This window comes from Aquimarina sp. TRL1 (assembly GCF_013365535.1).
Classification (GTDB): Bacteria; Bacteroidota; Bacteroidia; order Flavobacteriales; family Flavobacteriaceae; genus Aquimarina; species Aquimarina hainanensis.
The window spans coordinates 4,899,342-4,923,500 of sequence record NZ_CP053590.1; the positions used below are offsets into that span (position 1 = coordinate 4,899,342).

Annotated in this window: 11 protein-coding genes; 8 read left to right on the forward strand and 3 right to left on the reverse strand. The window is 38.6% G+C overall.

The genetic code is table 11. From position 1 onward, the window contains the following. The first annotated feature begins 194 nt into the window (after nucleotides 1-194). Complete coding sequence (locus HN014_RS20235; RefSeq protein ID WP_176030649.1) at nucleotides 195-13,865, forward strand: PKD-like domain-containing protein; 13,671 nt, start codon at nucleotides 195-197, stop codon at nucleotides 13,863-13,865. A 130-nt stretch (nucleotides 13,866-13,995) separates the two neighbouring features. Further along, nucleotides 13,996-14,637, forward strand: a complete 642-nt coding sequence (locus tag HN014_RS20240; RefSeq protein WP_176030650.1) for a vancomycin high temperature exclusion protein — start codon at nucleotides 13,996-13,998, stop codon at nucleotides 14,635-14,637. Between the two features lie 31 nt (nucleotides 14,638-14,668). Here the strand turns inward: HN014_RS20240 and ccsA are convergent, their stop codons facing one another. Next, complete coding sequence (gene ccsA, locus HN014_RS20245) at nucleotides 14,669-17,824, reverse strand: cytochrome c biogenesis protein CcsA (protein WP_176030651.1); 3,156 nt, start codon at nucleotides 17,822-17,824, stop codon at nucleotides 14,669-14,671. Between the two features lie 136 nt (nucleotides 17,825-17,960). Between ccsA and HN014_RS20250 the strand changes: the two genes are divergently transcribed. The 3 genes from HN014_RS20250 to HN014_RS20260 are packed head-to-tail and all read left to right on the forward strand — an operon-like array spanning nucleotide 17,961 to nucleotide 19,830. After that, on the forward strand, nucleotides 17,961-18,725 hold the full coding sequence (locus HN014_RS20250) for a Rossmann-like and DUF2520 domain-containing protein (RefSeq protein ID WP_176030652.1): 765 nt from the start codon (nucleotides 17,961-17,963) through the stop codon (nucleotides 18,723-18,725). Continuing rightward, nucleotides 18,709-19,236, forward strand: a complete 528-nt coding sequence (locus HN014_RS20255; protein ID WP_176030653.1) for an HAD family hydrolase — start codon at nucleotides 18,709-18,711, stop codon at nucleotides 19,234-19,236. The genes HN014_RS20250 and HN014_RS20255 overlap by 17 nt, the downstream gene beginning before the upstream one ends. Nucleotides 19,237-19,254: 18 nt before the next feature. After that, on the forward strand, nucleotides 19,255-19,830 hold the full coding sequence (locus HN014_RS20260) for a non-canonical purine NTP diphosphatase (RefSeq protein WP_176030654.1): 576 nt from the start codon (nucleotides 19,255-19,257) through the stop codon (nucleotides 19,828-19,830). Nucleotides 19,831-19,886: 56 nt separating this feature from the next. On the opposite strand, the gene HN014_RS20265 is transcribed toward HN014_RS20260, so the two are convergent. Further along, a complete protein-coding gene (locus HN014_RS20265) occupies nucleotides 19,887-20,519 on the reverse strand; it encodes a CPBP family intramembrane glutamic endopeptidase (RefSeq protein WP_176030655.1) in 633 nt (210 codons plus the stop codon). 425 nt (nucleotides 20,520-20,944) lie between these two features. Here HN014_RS20265 and nhaC point away from each other — a divergent pair, with 425 nt between their 5' ends. After that, the gene (gene nhaC / locus HN014_RS20270; RefSeq protein ID WP_176030656.1) at nucleotides 20,945-22,432 is read left to right on the forward strand and encodes a Na+/H+ antiporter NhaC; all 1,488 of its coding nucleotides are present in this window, start codon (nucleotides 20,945-20,947) and stop codon (nucleotides 22,430-22,432) included. 76 nt (nucleotides 22,433-22,508) lie between these two features. Here the strand turns inward: nhaC and HN014_RS20275 are convergent, their stop codons facing one another. Continuing rightward, entirely contained in the window at nucleotides 22,509-22,886 is a 378-nt protein-coding gene (locus HN014_RS20275) for an acyl-CoA thioesterase (protein WP_176030657.1), read from the reverse strand. 94 nt (nucleotides 22,887-22,980) lie between these two features. Between HN014_RS20275 and HN014_RS20280 the strand changes: the two genes are divergently transcribed. Together HN014_RS20280 and HN014_RS20285 are read left to right on the forward strand one after the other, a co-directional pair. Further along, nucleotides 22,981-23,610, forward strand: a complete 630-nt coding sequence (locus HN014_RS20280) for an NAD(P)H-dependent oxidoreductase (protein WP_176030658.1) — start codon at nucleotides 22,981-22,983, stop codon at nucleotides 23,608-23,610. A 77-nt stretch (nucleotides 23,611-23,687) separates the two neighbouring features. Beyond that, complete coding sequence (locus tag HN014_RS20285; protein ID WP_176030659.1) at nucleotides 23,688-24,137, forward strand: thioredoxin family protein; 450 nt, start codon at nucleotides 23,688-23,690, stop codon at nucleotides 24,135-24,137. The last annotated feature ends 22 nt before the right edge of the window (nucleotides 24,138-24,159 follow it).

Below are 24,159 nucleotides of genomic sequence, written 5' to 3' on the forward strand. Positions count from 1 at the left end.
ATATTTTACATACCCTTCAGCTTCTTTCTTTCTCTTTAAATATGCTTTTCGAAAATCGAAAAAGGATACATATTTATTAACAGTTTGTTTTTCTTTTTTTAAAAAAAACATAACGTTTCTTACTACCAATCAAAAAGAATTGTTTTTTCATCAAAAAAAGACGTTAAACCTCTAAAAGTGTATGGTTTAACCACATGGAAACAATTACTTTTTGTCATAAATTAGGAGATCGACCAAATGAATCATTTAAAACAACTAATCAACTTGTAATCTTACACTTACAAGACCCCTTGTCAACAATTTTATCAAAAATGAAACAAAAATACGTATTCTACCTTTTCTTAGTATTCTTTTCCTATACGAGTCAGGCACAATTAAGTGATTTACATTACTTACCGCCTTTAAAACAATACAGCAACAACAATGCAATACAACAACAATCTATATATTTATCTACGCCAGAAACAACTGCATTTGACGTAACTGTATACAGAGGGAATAGTGCTACTCCATTAACAACTCTTACTGGTTTATCTAACACTAATTCTATCAGGTATAATCTAGCTAATGGAGATAATAATATTACATTAGTTACTAACGCTAACACAGGAGTAGTATTAAGTAATGCTGGACTTCGTTTTGAGTCTGCTGGGGGACAATCTTTTTATGTTAATTACCGGGGGCGTCAATCTGCTCAGGCCGCATCCTTAACTTCTAAAGGACGAAGTGCCATGGGAACGAAATTTAAATGGGGAGGGATGCCATTGCGATCCACAAATACAGCATCTCAATCAGCCACATTAGGTATCATGGCCACGGAAGACAATACTACGGTAACAATTTCCGGATATGACCCTGCTTGTGAATTTAGACTAGGAGGTGATCCTGATGGCATTACTGACGACAGTATTACCATTAGTTTAAACTCAGGACAATCCTATGTACTCCAAGCTATTCTGGCTCAGGCAGCTGCCAACCTTGATGGGTGGATCGGTGCTAGTGTAGAATCTGATAAAGATATTGTCATTAGTAACGGAGGGTTATTATGTATGGTCTTAGCGGGATCTGCGTCAAGAGATGCCGGAATAGATCAACCAGTTCCTGAAGAAATTGTAGGTAGAGATTATGTATTTGTACGGGGAAATGGAGTTGACGGAATGGAAAAACCTATTATTATAGCTACTCAGGATAATACAGAGGTTTTTGTTAATGGCTCTGCAACACCAATAACCACTCTAAACAATGGAGATTATTTTGATATTCCTTCTTCTAATTATTCTGGCACTTCTGCAGGAGCCAATATGCTGGTAACAACTTCTAAAAGTGCATATGCATACCAAGCCTTGGCAGGTTCTTCATCTCAAGCGACTGGAGGGCTCAATTTTGTTGCTCCAGTAAACTGTTTAATGCCAAAAATACTTGACAATATTCCTAATATCAGAAACGTAGCTGGATTAAACTTTACAGGAGGTGTAACCATCATCGCTTCAACTAGTACTCCAGATGCAAATATAACGGTAACGGACGGGACAGGGTCTGTAACATTACCGGCATCAACTCCCGTTGCCGGAACTTCAGACTGGAAAACATTTTTCATTGCGGGACTAACCGGAGATGTTTCCGTACAATCTACGGGACCTATCTCTGTTGGTTTTTTAGGAGCTAATTCCTCAGCAGGAATCGCAGGTTATTTTTCCGGATTTGACACTGCTCCTGTTGTTGATCTACAAGTAACTGGTGGTGGGTGCCTCCCTGGAGGAACAGTTCAAGAAACCTCAGGAGCTTTCGACGCTTATCAGTGGTTCATGGATGGAGTAGCCATCGCTGGAGCTACCTCCGCTACCTACACTCCTCCTCCTACTGTTGTATTTGCTGAGCTATTTGTACGCGTAACCCAAGGATCCTGTACATTTGATTCTGACCCTATTTCAGTATATAGTTGTGATCCTGATATTGTGTTAACCAAAACTGCTAATGCTGCAACTTTCAACGAAGGAGATACTGTTACATTTACTATTACTGCTGAAAGTTTAGGGATAGATCCCGTTACCAACCTGGTAGTCACCGATAACCTCCCTGATGGTTTAACATTAATCAGTGCAACTCCTTCTTTTGGTAGTTGGAGTGCTCCTAATTGGACTATTGGAACAATTAATTCTGGTGAAAAATATACATTGACAATTCAGGCAACAATAGATAGTCCCGGTTTATCAAACACTATTATTAATTCAGTTTCTAATACTCAGGATCAAATAGATTCGAATATGACAACTGATGATCCATTCGAAATTATATTTATTGACAATGATGGAGATGGAATTACAGGAGTTGCTGATTTAGATAGTGATAATGACGGGATATTAGACGTTGATGAGTGTGGAGGAAAAGTAGAATATGGAGAAATACAAAGCTTCAGGTTATCAAATGTTTCTAACACCAGTAACGGAGAAGTATTGATCGGTAGCACAGCGACTCAAGGACCATTCGACACCACAAATGGAGGGCAGTTTGATGTACAAATGTCAGGTACCGGCGGATATCTTCTTCTAGACGGGGTACATCAAATGACTAATTCAGGAAGTCAAACTATTCGCTTTTTTGATTCAGGAACGTCAAACCCGGTATCGCTCCAGGGATTTGTTTTTACATTTTCAGATTGGGAAGGTTCCGAAACAATTACCGGATTGACATTAACTCTTGAAGATGGAAGTACTTTACAATATAATAATACTAATGGATGGTCTGGTTTTAAAGATAAAGATGGTTTCGGGCTCGGCGATGCTGAAACTGATTTTATTGTTAGTGGTACTGGACTTCGTACAAATTACCCTAATGGCGGAGGAGGTCAAAATAATAAATTTGGAAAATTAGACGTATCCCAATTTAGAATTAAGGAAATTGAGCTAACCGGTTCCGGAACATTTACCTTTGGATGGGAAGACAATGGATTCATTGTTGACTTCTCCTTCACTTGTGATGATACCGATGGAGATGGTATTCCTAACTATCTGGATCTAGACTCTGATAATGATGGATGCTATGATACCTTAGAAGCTAGCGAAAATGTTACCTCTAGCCAATTAGATACGAATGGACGAATTAATATTACCGCGCAAGGAGGAATCGATGGTGATGGAGTTCCCAATTTAGTTAACTCATCAGGGGCTGCAGACGTAGGAAATGATCAAGGTCAGGAAGCCACCGGTAATGAAACTGAAGCGACCAAAATACAAATAGACACACAACCTGAAAATTCAAGTATCTGCTTAGATAATAATGCTACATTCACAATAATAGCCTCTTCTCTAAGCACTACGTCCTATACCGGAACAGCTCCAAGTACAACTCCTGATTATAGTGGAAGTACCTCTACTACTTCAGGCTTAGTATACCTATGGCAAGAACAAGTAAGCGGATCAGGAAGTTGGAATGACTTAACTGATACCGGAATATATAGTAATACAACAACTGCTACGTTAACCCTTACAAGCCCTCCATTAAGCTCTTCTACTAACAAATATCGTTGTATCATTACGAGTACTAAAAATTCGTGTAGTAGCTTAACTAGCTCTGAAGCATCTTTAGAAGTCAAACCTAAACCGACCCTGGATGCAACAGATCTAACTAACACCAGCTGTAGTGATGTAGCACTCAGCAGAGACCTGACTCTTGATGTGACTGAAACAGGAACAACTTTTACATGGATTGCAGCGGATAATGCCAATGTAACAGGAGAATCAACTTCCCTGCAAACAACGACAACCATTAATGATGTACTGACCAATACCAGTGGAACAGATCAGACGGTAACCTATACGGTAACTCCCAGTGGAAGTAACGGATGTGCTGCCGATGCCTATACAGTAACAGTAACCGTACAACCGGAACCAACTCTGGATGCAACAGATCTAACTAACACCAGCTGTAGTGATGTAGCACTCAGCAGAGACCTGACTCTTGATGTGACTGAAACAGGAACAACCTTTACATGGATTGCAGCGGATAATGCCAATGTAACAGGAGAATCAACTTCCCTGCAAACAACGACAACCATTAACGATGTACTGACCAATACCAGTGGAACAGATCAGACAGTAACCTATACGGTAACTCCCAGTGGAAGTAACGGATGTACTGCCGATGCCTATACAGTAACAGTAACCGTACAACCGGAACCAACACTGGATGCAACAGATCTAACTAACACCAGCTGTAGTGATGTAGCACTTAGCAGAGACCTGACTCTTGATGTGACTGAAACAGGAACAACTTTTACATGGATTGCAGCGGATAATGCCAATGTAACAGGAGAATCAACTTCCCTGCAAACAACGACAACCATTAACGATGTACTGACCAATACCAGTGGAACAGATCAGACAGTAACCTATACGGTAACTCCCAGTGGAAGTAACGGATGTGCTGCCGATGCCTATACAGTAACAGTAACCGTACAACCGGAACCAACTCTGGATGCAACAGATCTAACTAACACCAGCTGTAGTGATGTAGCACTTAGCAGAGACCTGACTCTTGATGTGACTGAAACAGGAACAACTTTTACATGGATTGCAGCGGATAATGCCAATGTAACAGGAGAATCAACTTCCCTGCAAACAACGACAACCATTAATGATGTACTGACCAATACCAGTGGAACAGATCAGACGGTAACCTATACGGTAACCCCTAGTGGAAGTAACGGATGTACTGCCGATGCCTATACAGTAACAGTAACCGTACAACCGGAACCAACTCTGGATGCAACAGATCTAACTAACACCAGCTGTAGTGATGTAGCACTCAGCAGAGACCTGACTCTTGATGTGACTGAAACAGGAACAACCTTTACATGGATTGCAGCGGATAATGCCAATGTAACAGGAGAATCAACTTCCCTGCAAACAACGACAACCATTAATGATGTACTGACCAATACCAGTGGAACAGATCAGACAGTAACCTATACGGTAACTCCCAGTGGAAGTAACGGATGTACTGCCGATGCCTATACGGTAACAGTAACCGTACAACCGGAACCAACTCTGGATGCAACAGATCTAACTAACACCAGCTGTAGTGATGTAGCACTCAGCAGAGACCTGACTCTTGATGTGACTGAAACAGGAACAACTTTTACATGGATTGCAGCGGATAATGCCAATGTAACAGGAGAATCAACTTCCCTGCAAACAACGACAACCATTAACGATGTACTGACCAATACCAGTGGAACAGATCAGACAGTAACCTATACGGTAACCCCTAGTGGAAGTAACGGATGTACTGCCGATGCCTATACGGTAACAGTAACCGTACAACCGGAACCAACTCTGGATGCAACAGATCTAACTAACACCAGCTGTAGTGATGTAGCACTCAGCAGAGACCTGACTCTTGATGTGACTGAAACAGGAACAACTTTTACATGGATTGCAGCGGATAATGCCAATGTAACAGGAGAATCAACTTCCCTGCAAACAACGGCAACCATTAATGATGTACTGACCAATACCAGTGGAACAGATCAGACAGTAACCTATACGGTAACTCCCAGTGGAAGTAACGGATGTACTGCCGATGCCTATACAGTAACAGTAACCGTACAACCGGAACCAACTCTGGATGCAACAGATCTAACTAACACCAGCTGTAGTGATGTAGCACTCAGCAGAGACCTGACTCTTGATGTGACTGAAACAGGAACAACTTTTACATGGATTGCAGCGGATAATGCCAATGTAACAGGAGAATCAACTTCCCTGCAAACAACGGCAACCATTAATGATGTACTGACCAATACCAGTGGAACAGATCAGACGGTAACCTATACGGTAACCCCTAGTGGAAGTAACGGATGTACTGCCGATGCCTATACGGTAACAGTAACCGTACAACCGGAACCAACTCTGGATGCAACAGATCTAACTAACACCAGCTGTAGTGATGTAGCACTCAGCAGAGACCTGACTCTTGATGTGACTGAAACAGGAACAACTTTTACATGGATTGCAGCGGATAATGCCAATGTAACAGGAGAATCAACTTCCCTGCAAACAACGGCAACCATTAATGATGTACTGACCAATACCAGTGGAACAGATCAGACAGTAACCTATACGGTAACCCCTAGTGGAAGTAACGGATGTACTGCCGATGCCTATACGGTAACAGTAACCGTACAACCGGAACCAACACTGGATGCAACAGATCTAACTAACACCAGCTGTAGTGATGTAGCACTTAGCAGAGACCTGACTCTTGATGTGACTGAAACAGGAACAACCTTTACATGGATTGCAGCGGATAATGCCAATGTAACAGGAGAATCAACTTCCCTGCAAACAACGACAACCATTAATGATGTACTGACCAATACCAGTGGAACAGATCAGACGGTAACCTATACGGTAACTCCCAGTGGAAGTAACGGATGTACTGCCGATGCCTATACAGTAACAGTAACCGTACAACCGGAACCAACACTGGATGCAACAGATCTAACTAACACCAGCTGTAGTGATGTAGCACTTAGCAGAGACCTGACTCTTGATGTGACTGAAACAGGAACAACTTTTACATGGATTGCAGCGGATAATACCAATGTAACAGGAGAATCAACTTCCCTGCAAACAACGACAACCATTAATGATGTACTGACCAATACCAGTGGAACAGATCAGACAGTAACCTATACGGTAACCCCTAGTGGAAGTAACGGATGTACTGCCGATGCCTATACGGTAACAGTAACCGTACAACCGAAACCAACACTGGATGCAACAGATCTAACTAACACCAGCTGTAGTGATGTAGCACTTAGCAGAGACCTGACTCTTGATGTGACTGAAACAGGAACAACCTTTACATGGATTGCAGCGGATAATGCCAATGTAACAGGAGAATCAACTTCCCTGCAAACAACGACAACCATTAATGATGTACTGACCAATACCAGTGGAACAGATCAGACAGTAACCTATACGGTAACCCCTAGTGGAAGTAACGGATGTACTGCCGATGCCTATACAGTAACAGTAACCGTACAACCGGAACCAACTCTGGATGCAACAGATCTAACTAACACCAGCTGTAGTGATGTAGCACTTAGCAGAGACCTGACTCTTGATGTGACTGAAACAGGAACAACCTTTACATGGATTGCAGCGGATAATGCCAATGTAACAGGAGAATCAACTTCCCTGCAAACAACGACAACCATTAATGATGTACTGACCAATACCAGTGGAACAGATCAGACGGTAACCTATACGGTAACTCCCAGTGGAAGTAACGGATGTACTGCCGATGCCTATACAGTAACAGTAACCGTACAACCGGAACCAACACTGGATGCAACAGATCTAACTAACACCAGCTGTAGTGATGTAGCACTTAGCAGAGACCTGACTCTTGATGTGACTGAAACAGGAACAACCTTTACATGGATTGCAGCGGATAATACCAATGTAACAGGAGAATCAACTTCCCTGCAAACAACGACAACCATTAATGATGTACTGACCAATACCAGTGGAACAGATCAGACAGTAACCTATACGGTAACCCCTAGTGGAAGTAACGGATGTACTGCCGATGCCTATACCGTAACAGTAACCGTACAACCGGAACCAACACTGGATGCAACAGATCTAACTAACACCAGCTGTAGTGATGTAGCACTTAGCAGAGACCTGACTCTTGATGTGACTGAAACAGGAACAACTTTTACATGGATTGCAGCGGATAATGCCAATGTAACAGGAGAATCAACTTCCCTGCAAACAACGACAACCATTAACGATGTACTGACCAATACCAGTGGAACAGATCAGACAGTAACCTATACGGTAACTCCCAGTGGAAGTAACGGATGTGCTGCCGATGCCTATACAGTAACAGTAACCGTACAACCGGAACCAACTCTGGATGCAACAGATCTAACTAACACCAGCTGTAGTGATGTAGCACTTAGCAGAGACCTGACTCTTGATGTGACTGAAACAGGAACAACTTTTACATGGATTGCAGCGGATAATGCCAATGTAACAGGAGAATCAACTTCCCTGCAAACAACGACAACCATTAATGATGTACTGACCAATACCAGTGGAACAGATCAGACGGTAACCTATACGGTAACCCCTAGTGGAAGTAACGGATGTACTGCCGATGCCTATACAGTAACAGTAACCGTACAACCGGAACCAACTCTGGATGCAACAGATCTAACTAACACCAGCTGTAGTGATGTAGCACTCAGCAGAGACCTGACTCTTGATGTGACTGAAACAGGAACAACTTTTACATGGATTGCAGCGGATAATGCCAATGTAACAGGAGAATCAACTTCCCTGCAAACAACGACAACCATTAACGATGTACTGACCAATACCAGTGGAACAGATCAGACGGTAACCTATACGGTAACCCCTAGTGGAAGTAACGGATGTACTGCCGATGCCTATACGGTAACAGTAACCGTACAACCGGAACCAACACTGGATGCAACAGATCTAACTAACACCAGCTGTAGTGATGTAGCACTTAGCAGAGACCTGACTCTTGATGTGACTGAAACAGGAACAACTTTTACATGGATTGCAGCGGATAATGCCAATGTAACAGGAGAATCAACTTCCCTGCAAACAACGACAACCATTAATGATGTACTGACCAATACCAGTGGAACAGATCAGACAGTAACCTATACGGTAACCCCTAGTGGAAGTAACGGATGTACTGCCGATGCCTATACCGTAACAGTAACCGTACAACCGGAACCAACACTGGATGCAACAGATCTAACTAACACCAGCTGTAGTGATGTAGCACTTAGCAGAGACCTGACTCTTGATGTGACTGAAACAGGAACAACTTTTACATGGATTGCAGCGGATAATGCCAATGTAACAGGAGAATCAACTTCCCTGCAAACAACGACAACCATTAACGATGTACTGACCAATACCAGTGGAACAGATCAGACAGTAACCTATACGGTAACTCCTAGTGGAAGTAACGGATGTACTGCCGATGCCTATACAGTAACAGTAACTGTACAACCGGAACCAACACTGGATGCAACAGATCTAACTAACACCAGCTGTAGTGATGTAGCACTCAGCAGAGACCTGACTCTTGATGTGACTGAAACAGGAACAACTTTTACATGGATTGCAGCGGATAATGCCAATGTAACAGGAGAATCAACTTCCCTGCAAACAACGACAACCATTAATGATGTACTGACCAATACCAGTGGAACAGATCAGACGGTAACCTATACGGTAACTCCCAGTGGAAGTAACGGATGTACTGCCGATGCCTATACGGTAACAGTAACCGTACAACCGGAACCAACACTGGATGCAACAGATCTAACTAACACCAGCTGTAGTGATGTAGCACTCAGCAGAGACCTGACTCTTGATGTGACTGAAACAGGAACAACCTTTACATGGATTGCAGCGGATAATGCCAATGTAACAGGAGAATCAACTTCCCTGCAAACAACGACAACCATTAATGATGTACTGACCAATACCAGTGGAACAGATCAGACAGTAACCTATACAGTAACTCCCAGTGGAAGTAACGGATGTACTGCCGATGCCTATACAGTAACAGTAACCGTACAACCGGAACCAACACTGGATGCAACAGATCTAACTAACACCAGCTGTAGTGATGTAGCACTCAGCAGAGACCTGACTCTTGATGTGACTGAAACAGGAACAACTTTTACATGGATTGCAGCGGATAATGCCAATGTAACAGGAGAATCAACTTCCCTGCAAACAACGACAACCATTAATGATGTACTGACCAATACCAGTGGAACAGATCAGACAGTAACCTATACGGTAACTCCCAGTGGAAGTAACGGATGTACTGCCGATGCCTATACGGTAACAGTAACTGTACAACCGGAACCAACACTGGATGCAACAGATCTAACTAACACCAGCTGTAGTGATGTAGCACTTAGCAGAGACCTGACTCTTGATGTGACTGAAACAGGAACAACTTTTACATGGATTGCAGCGGATAATACCAATGTAACTGGAGAATCAACTTCCCTGCAAACAACGACAACCATTAATGATGTACTGACCAATACCAGTGGAACAGATCAGACGGTAACCTATACGGTAACCCCTAGTGGAAGTAACGGATGTACTGCCGATGCCTATACGGTAACAGTAACCGTACAACCGGAACCAACTCTGGATGCAACAGATCTAACTAACACCAGCTGTAGTGATGTCGCACTTAGCAGAGACCTGACTCTTGATGTGACTGAAACAGGAACAACTTTTACATGGATTGCAGCGGATAATGCCAATGTAACAGGAGAATCAACTTCCCTGCAAACAACGACAACCATTAATGATGTACTGACCAATACCAGTGGAACAGATCAGACAGTAACCTATACGGTAACTCCCAGTGGAAGTAACGGATGTACTGCCGATGCCTATACAGTAACAGTAACCGTACAACCGGAACCAACACTGGATGCAACAGATCTAACTAACACCAGCTGTAGTGATGTAGCACTCAGCAGAGACCTGACTCTTGATGTGACTGAAACAGGAACAACCTTTACATGGATTGCAGCGGATAATGCCAATGTAACAGGAGAATCAACTTCCCTGCAAACAACGACAACCATTAATGATGTACTGACCAATACCAGTGGAACAGATCAGACAGTAACCTATACGGTAACTCCCAGTGGAAGTAACGGATGTACTGCCGATGCCTATACCGTAACAGTAACCGTACAACCGGAACCAACACTGGATGCAACAGATCTAACTAACACCAGCTGTAGTGATGTAGCACTTAGCAGAGACCTGACTCTTGATGTGACTGAAACAGGAACAACTTTTACATGGATTGCAGCAGATAATGCCAATGTAACAGGAGAATCAACTTCCCTGCAAACAACGACAACCATTAATGATGTACTGACCAATACCAGTGGAACAGATCAGACAGTAACCTATACGGTAACTCCCAGTGGAAGTAACGGATGTACTGCCGATGCCTATACAGTAACAGTAACTGTACAACCGGAACCAACACTGGATGCAACAGATCTAACTAACACCAGCTGTAGTGATGTCGCACTTAGCAGAGACCTGACTCTTGATGTGACTGAAACAGGAACAACCTTTACATGGATTGCAGCGGATAATACCAATGTAACTGGAGAATCAACTTCCCTGCAAACAACGACAACCATTAATGATGTACTGACCAATACCAGTGGAACAGATCAGACAGTAACCTATACGGTAACCCCTAGTGGAAGTAACGGATGTACTGCCGATGCCTATACGGTAACAGTAACCGTACAACCGGAACCACATATCGCTACTTCTCCTTTACAGCTTATTTGTAGTGACACGATTCTTAACCATAATCTGGAGCTTGACACGAACATCCCAGGAAGTACTTTCAACTGGATTGCCAATGATAACCCAAATATTACAGGAGAAACAATAACTCCCTCAACAACTCCAATAATCGCTGACCAACTCATCAATATCAGTGGAGATGTACAAACCGTAACCTACACTATTACTCCTTTTAGCCCAGATGGCTGCCAAGGAGACGATTACATTTTTACTGTTACAATTGACCCTAAACCATTTGTAGCAATTGCTCCTATAGAAACTATTTGTAGTGATGCAGCTATAAATCATGATCTTACGTTGGATACGAATGTTCCGGGAACTACTTTTAGCTGGGTAGCAACTGATAACCCTAATGTTAGTGGAGAAACTACGACCGTTTCGACTTCTTCTTCAATTACTGATTCACTTTCTAATACAACTGATTTGGAACAGGAAGTGATTTATACAATCACGCCTACATCACCTGACAACTGCGTGGGAGCCCCATATGTATTTAAAGTAATTATCTCCCCTGTTCCTGAATTAGTTATTACGAAAAGAACACTTCCTGCTACTGATGGGGCTTATGATACCCTGGGAGAGGCGATTATGTATGAAATCACCATAGAGAACCCTAAAGAAGTATTGATGCAAAACATTACCATAACAGATAATAATGCAGATGTTCTAAGTACTTCTTCAATAGCCGCTATCAATGCTAATGACAGCCATACTATCACTGCCAGTCATTTTATTACACAAGACGATTTAGATAATGGTTTTGTTAGTAACGTAGCTCAGGTATCAGGAACAGACATTTGTGGTAATATAGCGACTGATGACTCCGATAATCCTGATACAACGACACCTGATGATCCAACAATTACGACACTTATTCAAGAACCAAGTATTCGTTTATTAAAGGTCTCGGACCCTGCTCCTGATGGATTATGGGATGAAGTTGGTGAAGTTATTACATATTCATTAACTATAACTAATACAGGAAATGTTACACTCACGGATGTTGTAATCACTGATGATAATGCTGATATCGGAAGTATTCAGCCCTCTGCTATTGCAACATTAGCTCCTGGAGAGACTGTATCTGTAATTGCTTCTCATACCATTATCCAAAATGACTTAGACGCCGGAAGTGTCCATAATTCAGCTTCTGTGGACGCTATAGCTCCAGATGGCAGTACTGTTACGGACCTTTCTGATAACCCAGAAGATGATACTGATGTTGATATTGATGGTAATGGGGATCCTGATGATATAACAACAACCCATACTCCTCAATTCGGAACAATTGATATTGTGAAAACTGTAAATCAAAAAATGTATCGTTCCATTGGAGATATTCTCGTGTATACAATTACGGTAACTAATACGGGAAATGTTACACTTAATAATCTGATTATTGATGACCCTATCCTTTCCTTTATAGGAGGGAATACATTAGATAATCTGGCTCCAGGAATGTCTCATTCCTTTACAGGGGAATATATCATAACACAAAAAGATATCAATGAAGAACTCGTAAGTAATATTGCCACCGTTGAAGCGTCTTTACCAAACGGGACCACATTTATTTCTGAAGACTCTGATGATCCTGAAGACCCTACAGATACGGATACGGATAACGATAATGACCCTGAAGACCCAACGATCAGCTATCTTGATTCTGATGGAGATGGACTTCCTAATACAGAAGATTTAGATGATGACAACGATGGAATTACAGATCTAGATGAACAAAATGGTGATCCATTTCTGGATACTGATAATGATGGTATTATTGATAGTCTCGATTTAGATGCAGACGGAGATGGGGTTTATGATTATATAGAAGCAGGACATGGAGGTACAGATACAGATGGAGATGGTCGAATCGAAGGTCCCTGGGGAACAGACGGAATCTCTGATAGTGTTCAAAATAACCCTAATGGAGGCGAAACTTCATATACCATACAAGATACAGATGGAGATGGAACTCCTGATTTTCAGGATATAGATGATGACAATGATGGTCTGTTAACTATCGATGAAAACCCTGACCCTAACGGAGACGGAATCCCCACAGATGCTCAGGATACAGACGGAGATGGAGTTCCTGACTATTTGGAACCTAATGGTACAATTCCAGATGCAGAAGATGGAATTGAAGTTTTTACAGGAATGACTCCCAATGGAGATGGAGATAATGATGTTTTTACGATTAGAGGGATCGAAAAATTTGAAAATACTGTAGAAATATATAACCGATGGGGAGTTGTTGTATATACTGCTAAAAACTACGGAAAAAACGATACGTTCTTTACAGGAATTTCTAGTTCTAGAGCGACCTTTAAAGAAAAAGACATGCTTCCAGTGGGAACTTATTATTATGTAATAAGCTATATCCCAGAACCTGGAGTAGTCAAAACATTAAAAGGTTATATATACATTAACCGATGATTCCTGCGTAATTAAAAAATATGAAGCTTTTACCCCCTATTTGTATTAGTATATATATAAATGGGGGGTTAAAATATTATTTCTTTTCTTTGGAAAAACAAATCCCCTCCCCATATACTTATGCACTTCTATGAAAAAAAGAAAAAAACTATTATTCATTCTAATTATTATCTCGATTTTTTCGATTATAAGCTTATACAAAGCCAATAAAATAGTAATTGATAAAACTGCAGAAAAAACATATGACACGATTACTAGCATTCCTAAAAATAAAGTAGGTCTATTGTTAGGTACAACTAAATTTCTACAAAACGGCAGAGTTAATCTTTATTATACTTACAGAATCAATGCAACGGTAGCTCTTTATAAAGCAAAAAAAATTGATTACATTCTTATAAGTGGGGATAATGGAACGAATACATATGATGAGCCTACCACCATGAAAAATGATTTAATTACAAAAGGCATTCCTGCTTCTCGTATTTACCTAGATTACGCTGGTTTCAGAACATTAGACTCTATTATCAGAGCAAAAGAAATTTTTACCCTTCAAAAGTTTACCATCATATCACAAAAATTCCATAACGAAAGGGCAATATTTATTGCTGAAAATAAAGGAATCAACGCTATTGGTTTTAATGCTAGAGATGTCAACATTCATTATGGTTTGAAAACTCAGATTCGGGAGCGTTTCGCTCGAGTAAAAATGATCATTGACTTACTTATTGGAAAACAACCAAAGTACTTGGGAAAGAAAATTCCAATTGGTTAAAAAAAAGAGAGGATTATCTCCTCTCTCCTCCTTATGATTTTTTATAATGTTTCTTATATTTCCAATAAGAGACTCCTCCTAATACGATTGCAAACATAATGGAATAGTACACCGAATTTGGGGTGATTACCTTATCTCCACTAGCATATGAATGCAATCCTTTGAGATAGAAATTCACTCCAAAATATGTCATCAGAATACTATATACTGCGATCACTGAAATAAAATTATAGAGCCATTTTCCTCTCAGACCAGGAACTAATCTCATATGAATCACAAAAGCATATACCATAATACTCACTAATGCCCAGGTTTCTTTCGGGTCCCATCCCCAGTATCTCCCCCAGCTTTCATTTGCCCACATTCCTCCAAGGAAATTTCCTATAGTAAGCATGACCAGACCAATTGTCAATGCCATTTCATTAATAATGGTTAATTCTTTAATGGCTAGATCCATTTTTTTCTTATTTGACCCGGTAGTCATAATCATTAAAATAAGAGCGATAACTCCCAATATACATCCTACAAAGAAAGGACCATAACTTCCTACAATAATAGATACATGAATCAATACCCAATACGAATCTAATACTGGCTGTAAATTAGCAATAGCAGGATCTGTCCAGTTTTCATGAGCAAAAAACAATATAATTGCTGCCACAAAAGTTGTAGCCGCAATTGTCAAATCACTTTTTCTTCCGAGTGCTAATCCCATTCCTAAAGTAATCCATGCTACATAAATCATCGATTCATATGCATCACTCCAGGGAGCATGCCCGGAAACATACCACCTGATAATCAACCCAGCAGTATGCATAATAAAAGTAATAATGATAATACCAATTATTCCATATATCAATCCTTTTATTATTTTGGAATCTCTAAAAATTCTGGCAATCACCACTACCATTAATAAAACACCCAATATAAGGTAATACCGATATAGTGTTCTAAATATATCATATTTATTTAATGCTATTTCTGCTTTTATTTTTCGGTCAGATGGTAATACTTCGCTTCCAAATTTCTTCTGGAAACTCTTAATACTCTCTACATACTTATCTGGTTTACTATAATCTCCAGTTTTTCTTGCTTCCAGCAGGGATTGCCTATAAATAGGGATAATTTGTCTTGTGTACACAGAATCCATTCCTGTAAATTTTACTTCATTTAACTGCGGAACAGAAACCCATTTATTATTATCGTCATTCGGTACCGGGAAAACGCGCAGAATTCCCCCTCCTAATGCCTGATTAAGCAAATAAAATTTTTCATGTGTTTTCAGAAAATCTTTTTCAAAACTACTCGGAGTTGTGGTACTACTTGCTTTTTCTAAATAGGGAGTAAGTTTATAGGTTCCATCAGGCTCTACAAGGTCGATTAAGGAAATTCTTCTTTCACTTTTAGGAACGCCTAATATTTTTCGAATACTATCATTTTCTCTTTGAATCTCAATAATAGGAACACTGTACCATATAAAAGGGTTTTCGATCATAGAGACAAAAACCTGATCTGCTGTTAGTCCTTCATAAGTATCTTTCTTGCTTAATTTTCTCAATAACTCTGAAGAAAATGTATTTACAGGCTTCATTCGCCCTCTTTCATCCTGGATTACAACACTTCCGAATTTTGCTGCATGTTCCTTACTTACGGCATTTGCTAATATGACAGAATCTAATTGTTTTTTAGTAGGAGCCACTTGTCCATGCCCTTCATGTTGCCCTCCTTGTTGTGCAAAAGAGAAACTACATGAGAGCAGTACCACAATCAGAGATAGCTGGCTTTTCTTTTTCTTTATTTTGTCAAGTTTTCTTTCTATTTCTTTAAATCTTGATCCTTTTACAAATAAAATTAATGTCAATGCTACATACAATAAAATATATCCTATGTAGGTAATCCAGGTTCCCCAAAAATCGTGATTAACCGATAGAATAGTTCCTTTTTCATCTGCGTCAAATGATGATTGAAAAAAACGATACCCTCTATGATCTAATACGTGATTCATATAGATCTCATAAGGCTCGGAAGAGTTTTCCTCTACAATTTCCACTTTACTTCTAAATGCTTTATAGGCCTTTTCTGTTCCCGGGAATTTTTCGGCTATAAAGTCATTAAGTTTTAGAGAAAACGGAAGTTTCATTTCTTTCGACCCATAACTAAAATACATATCCAACCCTCCTATTTGATATTTCTTCATATTGTTAGCAAACCCCTTTCCTCCTAACAGCTTTACTTCTTTTGTTTCTCCATTAGAAGAAACATCTAATATCAATGCATCTTGTTGCCCTTTTGCTTTTTCTTCTATAGGTACAACGTCATATTTTCCTTTTTGAACCGGTTCAGGAATCACAAATTGCATTCCTGCTGTTTGATACAATGATCTAAGCATTAACGGTTGTACACTATCTTTTATAACCTCTCCTTTAAACTGATCAGCCATTCGCATATAAGTACCATCAAAAGGAGACTCTATATAATACTCTCCTTTTCCATAACTAATATTAATTGCTCCTTTAGTTGGTTTATTAAAAGCGATTAGAATATTATGAATATTTGCTACTTCTCCTTCCTTTAAGAAATGATCGTGTCGTTCTCCTCCTCCAGCTTCTACCAGTTTCAGAAAATTTTCTCCATCTTCTGATGCGACCAATCCCATTTCAGCACCTTGTATATAATCCTTATAAGTGATGGTTACTGGCTGTTTATTATAATCTGTATGAATTACGAAATGATTGTCGGTAGCTGCTGCAAATTCCATATCATCAGAGATCACTCTACGTCTGGGTTCTCCATTAATCTCTCCATCCAAAAATGCTGTCAGATACGTTTTTTCGGATAAAAAAGTAGCTGTAGTCTCTCCTTCTCGTATCGGCATTACACCTTCATAACTAATATATCGTGTAACAAAAGCTCCAACAAGAATCAGGATAAAAGATAAATGCAAAATCAAGGTTGCCCATTTATCTTTTCTATACAGTTTATATCGAACTATATTCCCACAAAAATTGATACAAAAAAATACCATAATTGCTTCAAACCACCAGGTATTATATATCCAAATTCTCGCTGCTGTTGTCCCATGTGCATCTTCCAGAAGTGTTCCAACCCCCATAGAAACTGCAAATACAATAAATAAAACCGCCATTAATCTTGTGGAGAATAAAATACTCACCAACTTATCTTGCATAATATCTCTTTTTTAAAACTGTGCAAATTTAGGACATTTAAGAGGATTTATCGAATTAAACCATACAGTTTTAATTGTTTTAACAGAAGTCATCTTCCCTTGATAATATTTGAAACATCTTCATTATTTTAGCCTCATGATAAATGTCATTATTTTAGGATCAGGAAAAGTAGCAAAACATCTGTATACGGCTTTTAAAGTCATTCCAGAAGTTACTATCAGACAGTGCTATAACAGAAAAGGAATATTACTCGATGATGCTCAGACACAAGAGGACATCACTACCGATCTCTCCCAATTAAAGAATGCAGACGTTTATATCCTAGCAATTAGCGATGATTCTATACAACCGGTATCGGAACAACTCCCTTTTACCAATAGATTGGTTGTCCATGTTTCAGGGGGGAAATCCATCGATGTTATAGATCCAAAAAATAACAGAGGTGTTTTTTACGCATTACAAACTTTTAGTCATGGAAAAGAAATTAATTTCGAACAAGTACCTTTTTGTATTGAATCTGACAATCCAGTGGATCAGAAATTATTAAGCTCTTTAGCCGGTTTTTTATCTAAGAAGGTATATCCCATTTCTTCTCATAAACGAAGTATTATTCATGTGGCAGCTGTATTTGTAAATAATTTTACTAATCACTTATTTTCCATAGGCCATGATATTTGTCAGGAGCATCATATTCCTTTTGAAATTCTACATGGACTAATCGAGGAAACAGCTCTAAAAATAAAAGAAATGCCCCCCGATAAAGCACAAACAGGGCCTGCATTACGAAACGATACAAAAACAATAGAGAAACACCTGAGTACATTATCAGTTGCTTCTCAAAAAGAATTTTATTCAACTTTTACAAAAGCGATACAAACAAAATATGGAAAAGAGTTATAAAGAGTATTTAAACCATATCACAACTTTTATTTTTGATGTGGATGGTGTATTAACAGATGGTACTGTAGTAATACACACTGACGGACAACTACTTAGAACAATGAATATTAAAGATGGTTATGCCCTAAAAACAGCAGTTCAACAGGGGTATAATGTATGCATTATCTCTGGAGGAACAAATGAAGGGGTTCGTAAACGACTAAGAGGGTTGGGAATAACTGATATTTATCTCGGTGCTCATCACAAAGTAGAACAATTAGATGAATATCTGGATATTTATAATATCAAATCAGAAAATGTTCTGTATATGGGAGATGATATTCCTGATCTGCCTGTAATGGAGTTAGTAGGACTTCCTACCTGCCCACAAGATGCTGTTGCAGAAATTAAAGAAGTTTCTAAATATGTATCTAATAAAAAAGGAGGAAAAGGTTGTGTCAGAGACGTTATAGAGCAAGTCTTAAAGGTCCAGGGCAAATGGAAAACAGAGTTTGATGCTCAATATGATTAATAAAATAACCATTTTTATATGAAATTAGTTTTCGCTACTAATAATAAAAACAAAGTAAAGGAAGTACAGGCTGCTTTACCGGATCATATACAGATTCTAAGCCTAGCCGATATAGGCTGTGATGTAGATATCCCCGAAACATCCCCTACTATAGAGGGGAATGCCTTACAAAAAGCTATGTATGTCAAAGAACAGTATGGCTACGATTGTTTTGCTGATGATACCGGATTAGAGGTCAAGGCATTAAACGGAGCTCCTGGTGTATATTCTGCCCGCTATGCAGGTAAAGAAAAAGACGCCAATGCTAATATGGATAAACTACTGACTGAATTAGCCTCTGAAAACGATCGAACTGCAAGTTTCAAAACTGTTATATCCCTAATCATAGGAGATACAAAAGAGACATTCACAGGTATTTGCAGTGGAGAAATTACACTTCAGAAAACCGGAAGCCAAGGTTTTGGATATGATCCGGTATTTCAACCGCTGGGGCATGATAAAACTTTTGCAGAACTCCCGCTATCAGAAAAAAATGCAATAAGTCACAGAGGAAAAGCCGTACAAGCACTTATTCAGTATTTAAATACTTTGTAAAAACATCACAGAGGCATCACATATAGATGCCTCTGTCTTTTTAATATCTCTGAATATCATCCTTCTATTCCTGGAAATGCTAACATCTCCCCCATGCCTACTGTAAACAACCAGCAACCATATAATGCATGCTCAATAGAGACAAGTATTGTTGACCTGGTTTTCAGATATGTAAATGCAAACAACAATCCTCCTATAAAAGTTATTATCTGAACCAGAGGACTCTTCAGAAAGAGATGTGCTAATGAAAATAAAATAGCATTGATAAAAATAAACAACCATTTATTATCTACCAAAGAAGCGTATCGCTCGAAAAAAAACGTACGATATATTATTTCCTGAGGTAGCACGGAAAGAAAAGTATACACCAAAAGAATAATTAACCATAATCCGGTTTTCTTTAAAGGAATAAAAAATAAATGCTGGGGGGCTACAAGATATACATACACTGTGGTGATGATTGCAATTATCAGAAATTTAAATAGTGTATCTCTCCAAAAAAATCCTGTGTTTCTCCATTCTTCTTTCTTCTTAAATACTTTTCTTTTCTTTATACCCCATAACACATACCCAAATGCGAGGAGAGTTACTCCTGCTTTAATAACAAAAGGATACGTTATCAAAAAGCTAACGGGCAGCAATACGAATAATACGAATAATTCTAATGCGATGAAACGAAGTGAATTCATAGAGTATTTTTCTAACAAGTTACTAAGATATCAGAAATAAAAAAAAGCCTCTGGGGGAGAGGCTTTACCATTTGGGGAAGTGAATTTAAATTAGCTAGGTCAATTCACATTGGGGGTAATTTAATCACAGTAAGGTTAATTCACTAGGGGCAAAAAAAACACTAAAAACAATAAAATTTAATTTTCTTTCTTTTTTACACTTCAAATATATGACCAACAAATATGTTTACATTAAAATAACATTATGAATAAACCGAAATAATCGACAAAAAACATTATTAGTCGACAAAATACACAAAATCAACTATTTTAACACATTTTAAGTTTTAGAAGTGTTTTAAAAACAGGCTGTTGTTTAAAAAAATTCATTGCATAGATTTTAATAATATCGTAACATTACATCTTTTTAATTACGAATTCTATATATGGATAGTCAAAATATTACTCCTTCTAAGCCTCAAGACGAAGAAATCATTAAAAATAAAGAACTAAACATCTGGGAAGCCCTTCTACCAATCATTATTTTGGTAGGAATGTTATTCTACAATGTATCTTTTGCATTTGGAGATGATGCGCTAAGCGGTAGTAATCAGTTTATTTTATTATTAGGAGCTGCCGTTGCTGCTATCGTTGGTTTTTTTAACAAGGTATCCTATAAACAAATGATGGAAGAAGTAGCGAATAATATAAAATCAACCGCCGTAGCACTTCTTATCTTATTAATGGTAGGTTCGTTGGCTGGTACCTGGTTGATTAGTGGTATTATTCCAACAATGATTTATTATGGTCTTCAAATATTAAACCCTACAATATTTTTAGCTGCCTGTGTTATTATTTGTGCAATCATATCCATTGCTACGGGGAGTTCCTGGACAACCTCAGCTACCGTAGGAATTGCATTAATAGGTATTGGAGACACCTTAGGTATTGGAGCTGGAATGACAGCTGGAGCTGTTATTTCTGGAGCATATTTCGGAGATAAAATGTCTCCTCTTTCTGATACGACGAATTTAGCTCCTGCAATGGCTGGAGGAGAATTGTTTTCTCATATCCGATATATGACTTATACAACAGTCCCCACTATTATCATTACTCTTATTATTTTTATCATCATAGGTCTGACATTAGACACTACCGGAACTCCGGAAATCGGGGAACAATTAACTGCAATTGGAGATGCTTTTAATATCACCCCCTGGTTATTTATTGTTCCTGTTATCGTTATCGGTCTGATCATAAAAAAAACGCCTCCTCTTGTAGCTTTATTAATAGGAACTTTATTAGGAGGAATCGCTGCCATTATCGCTCAACCGGAAATTGTTATGAGCATAGCAGAGAGCAAGATTATGGATTTCAAAACTGCCTATATAGGCGTTATGAAGGCTATGACTGTAGATACTGCGGTTGTAACTAGTAGTGAAGAACTAAACGATTTGTTTACTTCTGGAGGAATGAATGGGATGTTGGGTACTATTTGGCTTATTGTCTGTGCGATGGTTTTTGGTGGTATCATGGATGCCATTGGGGCTCTATCCAGGATTAGTAAAGCATTATTGAGCTTATTCGATTCTATTTTCGGACTTTTTGCCAGTACAGTTGCTAGTTGCCTCGCATTAAATGTTACCGCATCTGATCAATACCTAGCCATAGTTGTTCCCGGAAAAATGTATGCCAAAGCTTTTAAAGAAAAAGGACTAGCTCCTGAGAACTTAAGTCGTACTCTTGAAGATTCTGGAACAGTTACTTCTGTGTTAGTCCCCTGGAATACCTGTGGGGCATACCAAAGTGGAGTTCTCGGTGTTCCGGTAGCAGATTACTTCTTTTTTGCTATTTTTAATTACATCAGTCCATTTATGACATTACTATTTGCTGCTTTTAATATTAAAATCAAGCAATTGGTTAACAAAAAATAAATTTAACTTCCTTAAATACGATAAAACAGAAGTGCCTATAAAGAGAATTATAGGCACTTTTTTATCTGTTGTATGATCAAATGATTGGCGTTGGTTTTTTATCCTGATCAATCGCTACAAACTTAAACAGACCAGTTACTGCTTTTTCCCGTTCATCACTATACATATCTTCTTTGAAAATATCTACCTGAACCGAACAACTTGTTCGCCCTACAACTACTACCTTAGCGACTAACTCTACTATAGAACCCGCAGGAATTGGTTTTTTGAAATCAATCTTATCTGTAGAAATTGTCACTACCTTCTTTCTGCTAAACCGGGTAGCACAAATAAAAGATACTTCATCCATCAATTGTAGTGCCGTTCCTCCAAACAAGGTTTCATAATGATTTGTTGTATTAGGAAATACTGCTTTAAAGATTCTTGTTTCTGATTTTTCTATTCGTTCTTCCATTACTTAAATACCTCTACTAAGTTAACATACTGTAAAAAAATTCAAAGGTAGCCCTATTCCTAGTATCTTTGTGATAGATTCTAAAAAACTTCTAATGAATATTATTGATAGTCTTAAATGGCGATATGCGACTAAAAAATTCGACAATACCAAAACACTTCCACAAGAAAAAATAGATATCCTTGTAGAGTCTTTTAATCTAACTGCTACTTCTTATGGGTTACAACCTCTAAAGCTATTGGTTATTAACAACAAAGAATTACAAGAGGAACTAAAGCAACATTCCTGGAATCAATCACAAGTTAGTGATGCTTCTCACTTATTTGTTATTTGTATTGAAACAAATATTGGAGAACAATATATTAACAAGTACTTTGATACGGTAAAAAACATTCGGAATACTCCTGATGAGATCCTTGATCCGTTCAAAAATCAATTGATAACTTCTTTTGGAGAAAAGTCTGAAGAGGATATCATTACCTGGGCATCCAAACAAGCTTATATAGCACTGGGGAATTTACTAAATGTATGTGCGCTCGAAAAAATTGATTCTTGTCCAATGGAAGGGTTTATTCCTGCTAAGTACGATGAAGTATTAAAATTAAAAGAACGAGGTCTTCGTTCCGTATTAGCATTACCAGTAGGATACAGAGCTGATGATGATATGTTTTCTGACATGAAAAAAGTGCGTAAACCACTGGATGAAATTGTAATTAATCTGTAAAACTATTAATTGGCAAGGTGTTTGCGAATAATTTAAATAAAATGTTATTTTTGTTTATATCCCCTAAGTCGTAAACTATGAAAAAGTTGTGTTTTTTATTACTAATAACGTCCACCACACTCCTTACTGCTCAGCATAGAGAATTAAAATGGGTAACCAATTTTGATACTGCAAAGAAACTATCAAAAAGAACACATAAACCTATTCTCATGTATTTTACTGGAAGCGATTGGTGTGCTCCCTGCAAAATGCTAAAAGAAGATTTTTTTCACTCTCCTGAGTTTAAAAAAACGGCAAAGGACTTTGTGTTACTAGAGGTAGATTATCCCAGAAGAGAAGACATTATTACAGAAGAACAGCGCCAGTTAAATTCGCAATTAATCAAAAAGTATAATAAAGAAAAAACGTTTCCTAAAATTATAGTTTTTAACTCCAGAGAAAAAATTATCGGTACTATCAGTGCTTACAGCCAATTGAGAGACCCTTCCGGTTATTTTTCATTTATTCATGATATGTTAAAAAAATAGTAGTTTTAGAAACATACAACTA